Source organism: Streptomyces sp. NPDC008092, from assembly GCF_042957285.1.
Taxonomy (GTDB): Bacteria; Actinomycetota; Actinomycetes; order Streptomycetales; family Streptomycetaceae; genus Streptomyces.
Window position 1 is genome coordinate 226,669 of record NZ_JBIBHY010000018.1, and the last position, 7,892, is coordinate 234,560.

General features: G+C 70.6%; 5 protein-coding genes. 4 read left to right on the forward strand and 1 reads right to left on the reverse strand.

What is annotated here, in order from left to right; all coding sequences use genetic code 11:
- Positions 1-131 precede the first annotated feature (131 nt).
- Together ACFZB3_RS42805 and ACFZB3_RS42810 are read left to right on the forward strand one after the other, a co-directional pair.
- Complete coding sequence (locus ACFZB3_RS42805) at positions 132-1,373, forward strand: exo-beta-N-acetylmuramidase NamZ domain-containing protein (RefSeq protein ID WP_391387290.1); 1,242 nt, start codon at positions 132-134, stop codon at positions 1,371-1,373.
- 80 nt (positions 1,374-1,453) lie between these two features.
- Positions 1,454-2,773, forward strand: a complete 1,320-nt coding sequence (locus ACFZB3_RS42810) for a serine-threonine protein kinase (RefSeq protein WP_391387293.1) — start codon at positions 1,454-1,456, stop codon at positions 2,771-2,773.
- A gap of 68 nt (positions 2,774-2,841) precedes the next feature.
- Here the strand turns inward: ACFZB3_RS42810 and ACFZB3_RS42815 are convergent, their stop codons facing one another.
- The gene (locus ACFZB3_RS42815; protein WP_391387295.1) at positions 2,842-5,628 is read right to left on the reverse strand and encodes a penicillin acylase family protein; all 2,787 of its coding nucleotides are present in this window, start codon (positions 5,626-5,628) and stop codon (positions 2,842-2,844) included.
- Between the two features lie 268 nt (positions 5,629-5,896).
- Here ACFZB3_RS42815 and ACFZB3_RS42820 point away from each other — a divergent pair, with 268 nt between their 5' ends.
- Both ACFZB3_RS42820 and ACFZB3_RS42825 read left to right on the forward strand, forming a co-directional pair.
- Positions 5,897-6,499: a hypothetical protein gene (locus ACFZB3_RS42820; RefSeq protein ID WP_391387298.1), complete on the forward strand. Its 603-nt coding sequence runs from the start codon at positions 5,897-5,899 to the stop codon at positions 6,497-6,499.
- A gap of 186 nt (positions 6,500-6,685) precedes the next feature.
- Positions 6,686-7,753, forward strand: a complete 1,068-nt coding sequence (locus ACFZB3_RS42825) for an RNA ligase (ATP) (RefSeq protein WP_391387301.1) — start codon at positions 6,686-6,688, stop codon at positions 7,751-7,753.
- Positions 7,754-7,892 lie beyond the last annotated feature (139 nt).

The window sequence follows — 7,892 nt, forward strand, 5'->3', positions numbered from 1 at the left end:
TGCAACGCGCCCCGAAAGGGGCGCTGGGGGTCCCCCCGGCCGAAGGCTGGGGGAGGAACTGCGCGATCAGCCACATACGGCCCGCAGCCTGCAAAACTTCGTGCGGGAGCGCTCAACGTGGAGGTCACCCCATGCGCCTGTCCAGAAGAGCTCTGCTCACCACGGCCACGGCATCCGCAGCAGCCGTGACAGCCCTACCCACGGCCACCACAGCCGACGCCCACGGTCACCTCAGCACCGGCTTCGACCGCCTCGCCGCCGACGGCTACGCCCTCCTCGCCGCCCAGAAGGTCGGCATCGTCACCAACCCCACCGGCATCACCCGGGAGGCCCGCCACATCGTCGACGTCATGCACGCCGACCCCCGCGTGCAGCTCAGGGCCGTTTTCGGCCCCGAGCACGGTTTCCGTGGCACCGCCCAGGCCGGCGGCTCCGAGGGCCGCCACGACGACCCGGCGACCGGCCTCCCCGTCTACGACACGTATCTCAAGAGCGGACAGCCCCTCGCCGACGTCTTCACCGCCTCCGGCGTGGACACGGTCGTCTTCGACATCCAGGACGTCGGCGCCCGTTTCTACACGTACATCTGGACGCTGTACGACTGCATGGCTGCCGCCCGGACGGCAGGCAAGCGCTTCGTCGTCCTCGACCGCCCGAACCCGGTGACCGGCCGCACGGCCCAGGGCCCGGTCCTGCACCGGGAGTTCGCCAGTTTCGTCGGCCGGCAGCCGATCGCGCAGGCGCACGGCATGACGGTCGCCGAGCTCGCGCGGCTGTTCAACGCGGAGTTCCTGGATGCGCCGGTCGAGCTGGACGTCGTACCGATGACGGGCTGGCGGCGCTCCCGCTTCCACGACGCGTACGGCCTGCCGTGGGTGCCGCCGAGCCCCAACATGCCCACCCCGGACACCGCCCTGGTCTACTCGGGGACCTGTCTCTTCGAGGGGACCAACCTGTCCGAGGGCCGCGGCACCACCCGCCCCTTCGAACTGCTGGGCGCGGAGGGCATCGACGCGCGCTGGGCGGCCGCCGCGAACGAGTTCGCGCTGCCGGGCGTGCGGTGCCGGGAGGCGTACTTCGCGCCGACCTTCTCCAAGTTCCAGGGCAGGACCGTCGGCGGGGTGCAGATCCATGTGCACGACCGGGCCGCCTACGACCCGGTACGCACCGGAATCGCCTTGCTGGTCACCGCGAAGAAGGTGTGGAGCGGCTTCGCCTGGCGCGAGGACGGCTGGATCGACAAGCTCACCGGATCCACCGGCGTGCGCACGATGATCGACGCCGGCGCGGGCCCGGACGAAATCGTCGGCGCCTGGCAGGACGAACTCGCCGCATTCCGCCGGGTCCGAAAGGAATTTCTCCTCTACAGGTGAGGCGCGGTGTATGGCCAACCTTGCCCCGCAGCGGGACGATGCGCGCACATCGCACCGGTTCGGGGGACGAGGAGCCTGGTATGGCGGATCCTGGGATGAGCGTGGCTCCCTACTGGGAGCTGACCTTCGACGCCGACGGGGACCCGGACGGCGCCGAACGCGACCGGCTGCTGGGCGAGATCGGCGGCCACGGCCTGCATGACCTGATCGTCTTCGCGCACGGCTGGAACAACGACCGTACGGGTGCGACCCGCCTCTACCGGCGGTTCTTCGCACCGATCCCGAAGCTCGTACCGAAGGCGCGGATCGGGTACGCCGGGGTGATCTGGCCGTCGATGCGGTTCTGCGACGAGCCGATCCCCGACTTCCCGCAGACCGTGGTGGCCGCGGAGGCGGAGCGGTCACCGGCGTCCGTGCTCGACCAGGACACCCGGCACGCGCTGCTGGAGACGTTCCCGGGGCGGGCCACCGTGGTCGACCAGATCGCGCGGATGCTGGACCAGCGGCCGGCGAACGAGCTGGCGGAGTTCGGGCGGCTGGTACGGCTGCTGGTCGAGGTGGTCCCCGGCGGCCCGCAGCCGCTGTTCGCGGCGGACACGCTCGCGGAGGGCGTCCCGCAGAGCGAGCCCGTGCTGTTCACCGGGGACGTCACGGCCCTGTGCGAGGAGTTCGCGGCGGCGCTGGCCGCCCTCCAGGGGGGCGGCGCCGCGGCCGGGTTCGCGCTGCCGAACCCCTGGGACGGCGCGAAGGAGCTGCTGCGGCAGGCGACGTACTACGCGATGAAGCGGCGCGCGGGGACCGTCGGGGAGCGTGGGCTCGGGCGGGTGGTCGGGCAGCTGGCCGCGGCGGCACCGGGGGTGCGGGTGCATCTGGTGGGGCACAGCTTCGGCGGGCGGCTGGTGTCGTTCGCGCTGCGCGGGCTGCCCGACGGGGTGCGCACGGTGAAGTCCGTGACCCTGCTCCAGGGGGCCTTCTCGCACTACGCGTTCGCCGCCCGGCTGCCGCACGATCCGCGCGTCGGCGGAGTGCTCCAGGGACAGCAGAACCGGATCGACGGACCGCTGGTGTGCTGCTACTCCCACTTCGACGAGTCGCTCGGCACGCTGTACCCGCTGGCCTCGCGGATGGCGGACGACTGCGAGTCGGCGCTGGGCGAGGACGTGGCGCGGATGCTGGGCGACAGGTGGGGTGCCATGGGCCACGACGGCGTCCAGGAGGTGCCCGGGACCCGGTCGCTGGACCTGGCGGCGGCGCTGCGCGGCCCGCTCGCCGCGCCGGGCTGTGTGAACGTCGACGCGGCGGCGGTCGTCAGGAACGGCGGGCCGCCGTCCGGGGCGCACAGCGACATCGTGCACCCCGAACTGGCGCGGGTGGTGCTGGCGGCGGGGCACATCGCGTGACCCCGCCGCCGTGGGGCATCAGCTCACCGGAGTGAGGCTCACTGAAGTGAAGCTCACCGGAGTACGGCTCACCGGTGTGAGGTGAACTCCACGACCTGCTGGAAGGTCGGCCGGTTCTGCCAGCTGATGTTGTAGTGCTTGATGCCGCCCAGGGTGCGCTGCACGATCGAGTCGGCGCACCACTGGTCGCCCGCCGAGCACAGCGAGTCCCCGGGGTAGACGGTGGACGCGCTGGTGCCGGCCGCCGTCTTCAGGGTGCTGATGAGGATGTCCCGGCAGGCGCTGAGGCTGCCGCCGCCGCAGTACTGCTCGGCGAGCGGCCCCGACACGGTCTGCCCGAGCACCGACCGGATGTCCTTGTCGACATAACTCCACCAGCCGTACTGGAAGGAGCTTCCGGCATGCGCACCGGTCGGGCCGTGGGCGGCCGACGGGGTCTCGTCGATGTACAGGTTGTTGGTGAATGCGGTGTACAGGTCGTCACCGAGGCCCGGCTGGAACTCGGCCTTGACCAGCAGCGGCCACCAGGCGTCCAGGATCCGGATGGCGTCGGCGTTGGCATACGTCTTCGAGCCCGCCGAGGTCTCCGTTCTCTTGCCGCCCGCGGTCAGCCAGGTCTGGAGCTTGGTGACGGCCGCGGCGGCCGTGGAGTCGGTCACCGTACTGCTGTTGATCACCTTCAGCAGGTTCGGCAGCACGTCCTCGGCCCGCAGGTCCGTGAGCGACGCGTCCGCCATGGCCTTGACGAGCGCGGACCGGGTGACACCGCCGGCGGCGACGAGTTTCTTGACCCGGTCGTTGAGCAGGTTGCCGCGGTGGACCGAGCCGTCGCCCCAGCTCGCGGTCGTGTAGTTCAGTGCCTGTTTGTTGTTCCAGGAGACGTAGTAGTCCTGGTCGATCGACTGCGGGTGCTGGGCGGCCGGGGTGTAGTCGGCCGTGTTGGTGGCCGGGTTCCAGTTCTGCCACTCGTAGGCGGCCTGGCCCCAGACCGGGAACTCGGCGTCGACTCCGGTGGCCCGCACCGGGTTGTTGCCGCTGTTGTAGTACGCGGTGTGCGTGGAGTCGGCGTAGAACCAGTTGAACGTGTAGTTGATGTGCTGCACCGCGCTCTGGAAGGTCTGCGGGCTCTTCACGTAGTCGGGATCGTTGAGCATCTGGAAGCCGATGATCGAGTCGGCCTCGTGCATGTACGAGGATCTCAGGGTGGTGTAGGCGACCTTCTTCCCGCCGACGGTGGCCCGGTATTCGACGGGGCCGTACTTGGTCTTCCAGACCTTCATGGTGTACGAGCCGGCGGCCGTGCCGTCGGCGGTGGTCGGCTTCCAGGAGTTGGTCTGCTCGACCTCGTCCATGGCCGTGCAGGTGCCGTGGAACAGGTAGTGGTAGTCGTCCTGGCAGAGCTCGACCGCGTAGGAGTCGATGATGTCCTGCCCGGAGGTGGTCGCGGACCACGCGTAGTCCTGGCCGCGGCCCAGTTCGACGTACATGCTCAGCCCCGCGAAGGAGGCGCCGCGGGCGCTGATGCCCGGGCCCTGGATCTCCTGGAGCATGAGCAGCTGTGGCGCGAAGTAGCCGGTCTGCGGTCCGAACACGGCGATGGGGTGACCGCTCGCGGTGTACTTGCCGCTGACGACGAGGGCGTTGGACATGCCGCGCCTGGCCGAGCTGAGCGCGGTCTTGGTCGCCGTCTCGGACGCGGCGGTGGCGCTCTGGTCGGCGCCGGTGCCGGTGGCGTTGTAGACCAGGGGCTCGGTGGTCACCGAGCCGGCGTCGGGCAGCGCCTCGCCCTGCGGGTTGTCCGGTTTGGTGCCGTACGGGAAGCTCTCGCCGTTGTGGACGGTGAGCACGGCCTCGGGGTCGTTGCGCTCGCGGAACGACTCCCAGACCTTGGTGCCCTCCGTCACGCCGTACTTCTCCTGGGCGGCGAGCAGCGATATGGCGTTGTTGACCTCGCCGCCGCCGCCGGATCCGAACAGCGCGCCGATCACGGAGGCCAGCGCCACCAGGTCGGTGATCTTGAAGTGGTCGATCGTGCCGGCGTTGGTGATCGAGTCCTTGTGCCCGGTCAGCACGTACTCGCCGGGGAAGTACCGGCCGCTGTCGGAGGCGTCGATGTAGGAGTTGATGCCGGCGAGGTAGGCGTTGGCGTCGTCGAGGGCCTGCTGGCCGCGGGCGCCGTTGTTGGCGACCGCGTTGTCGATCTGCGCCTGGAGGTCGGCCTCGGAGTAGGGGGCGTTGCGGTAGAACTCCTGCTCCAGGCCCTGGTTGGAGGCGGCGCCGCCGGCGAAGGTGGTGAGCTGGCCGCGGCCGACGTGCCGGAACACGTCCATGAGCCACAGCCGGTCCTCAGCGGCCGCATACCCGGCGCCGAACTCCGTGCCGTATCTGGTGGTACCGGTGATATGCGGCACACCGGTCTTCTTGTCGCGGACGATGGTGACGTCGCTGCGGCCGGCCGGGTTCTCGGTGGAGGCGACTTGATCGGAAGCGACCCCGAACGACGAGTCGTTGAAGAACGTGTTGATCTTCGCGTCGGTGAGGGTGGAGTAGCCCGTGGCCAGGCTGTTGTAGGTGCCCAGCTGGTCCTCGGCGTGGTCGGGCTGGGTGCCGAAGATCTGGTTGAGCAGGATCTGGGCGAGGGTGGCGTTGCCGTTCTCGCCGGGCGGCAGGATGTCGGAACACTGGCCGCCGCAGTAGTCGTTGGACGCCGCGGCCGCCGCCGGGGTCGCCTGGGCCAGCGGGGAGAGCAGCCCGGCGATGAGCGCGCACACGGATGCGGCTTTCAGGAACCCGGGGAGCTTGCGGGGAGTTCTCAGTCTGTCGAACAACGCGTGATGTCTGGTGCGCCGTGGCATGGCAGCTCCTCACGACGGGGGTGGTGCCGGACGTTACCGCCGGTATCCCCGGGATTGAAGATGAACATGCGTCAAGTTTTGGAGTGGTCGCGCGCGTCGGCGGTGTCACCGGCCGTCGGTCAAGGCGGGCGGCCTTATGGACGGCATCGGAAATCGGATGGAGCCGATTCGAGTGTCGATACGTCTATACGGCAACGCCGCGCGGAGCCCGTGCGGCGACGCCGAAGTGACCGAAGTACAGCTGCAGGTGTGACGGAGGTGCAGGGCGATGGCCGGTTTCCGGAGTCTGGCGAGACAGGTGCGAGACCCACGGTGCGATCTGGCGCTACGGCGTTACTCGCTGCGCAAGTGCCTGGAGCGGTTCGCTCCTTACGGGCACCGCGCGACCTGGGACCATCTCTGCTCCCGGGCCGGGTTCGGTCCCGAGGACCGGTCCCCCGATCCGGTGCGTCTCGTGGGCGCATTGGAGGAGCTGGAGGAGGCGCGGACGGTATGGCTCGCCTATGAGGGCGAGTTCGCCGAGCGCCGCAAGAAGGAGAAGCACGACGGGCTGCGCCGCCCGGGCAGCGTGGACGACTGGCACCGGCTGACCTGGGGCGGATTCGGAGTGGCCTGGTGCGACGACCCACGGGTCCATCCCGACGAACCACTCGCCGAGGTGCTGCGACGGCTGATCGCCGCCCTGGAGCGCGAGCCGGGCGCGGTCTGCCCGGTGTGCGCCGGGGAGCGCCTCATCTGGAAGTACGACCTGGACCACGAGCCCTCCGCCGGTCCGGTCTGCACGGACTGCGGGATCCTGGTGCCGCGTCCGGTGCTCACCGCCGAGGCCCTGGCCTGTGCCAGGCGCGGGCGGCTTCTCATGTCGGCCTGACCACGTGGGGGTGCGCCGGGGATGCCGCACCCCCCAACTGCCCGGTGGCCCGTGGCGGGCGACCGCTCCCGACAGCGCCATAGCAGCGGCTAATCCGCTGGTTCCACCCGTTTCCCGTCCGGAGAGTTGGGTCCGATGAAACCCAGCTGAGGAACCCCGCGGGTTCCCTCCGAGCGAGGAGCACCGATGTCGACGCTGCGCGTCACCGCCGAAGTGCTGACCGTCCACGAGCACCCCAACGCCGACGCGCTGGAGCTGGCCCAGGTGGGCCTCTACCGCGCGGTCGTCGCCAAGGGCGTGTACCGCACCGGCGAGACCGCCCTGTACATCCCCGAGCAGGCCGTGCTGCCGGCCGAGCTGATCGGGGAACTGGGGCTGACCGGGCGGCTCGCGGGGAGCAACGCGGACCGGGTCAGGGCGGTGCGGCTGCGCGGCGAGCTGTCGCAGGGCATCGTGTGCCGCCCGAAGGCGCTGGCCGACGTCGACCTGGTGCGGGCCGCGGCGGAGGGCACCGACTTCGCGGAGCGGCTCGGCATCACCAAGTGGGTGCCGCCGGTCCCGCCCACGATGAACGGGGACGTCGAGTCGGCACCCGGCCTGCTGCCCTGGGTGGACATCGAGAACATCCAGCGCTACCCCGGCATCTTCGAGCCCGGCGAGCCGGTGGTCCTCACCGAGAAGCTGCACGGCTCGGCGTGCCTGGTCACCTATGTCGCCGACGAGGACCGGGTGTACGTGTCCTCGAAGGGCTTCGGCGCGAAGTCCCTGGCCCTCAAGGAGGATCCGCGCAACCTCTACTGGCGGGCGGTGCGCGGCCACGGCGTCGCCGAGGCGGCCCGCCGACTCGCCGAACGGCTCGGCGCGCACCGGGTCGGGATCTTCGGGGAGGTGTACGGCGCGGGGGTCCAGGACCTGACGTACGGCGCCGACGGTCGACGGGAGTCCCTCGGGTACGCCGCGTTCGACGTGTCGGCGGAGTTCGACGGGGCGGTGCGGTGGCTGGACGCGGCGGAGTTCCTGGCGGGCGAGCTGCCGCTGGTACCACGGCTGTTCGAGGGGCCGTACGACATCGAGCGGGTGCTGGAGGTGGCGAGCGGACGGGAGACCGTGTCCGGGCGGGGGCTGCACCTGCGCGAGGGTGTGGTGATCCGGCCGGTGGTGGAGCGGTACAGCACGGTGACCGGGGGGCGGGCGATCGCGAAGGCGGTGAGCCCGGCGTACCTGACGCGGAAGGGGGGGACGGAGTTCGAGTAGGAGCGGGGGGCGGGGGGACGCTTACCGGCGCTGGCAGGGTGCCTCCCCCAGCCACCCGCACCCGAACTACGGCCGTCCCCACTCCGGCAGGAGGCGTGAGCCCGCCAGGCGTTGGCCGATCGCGTCGTCCGGGGTGGAC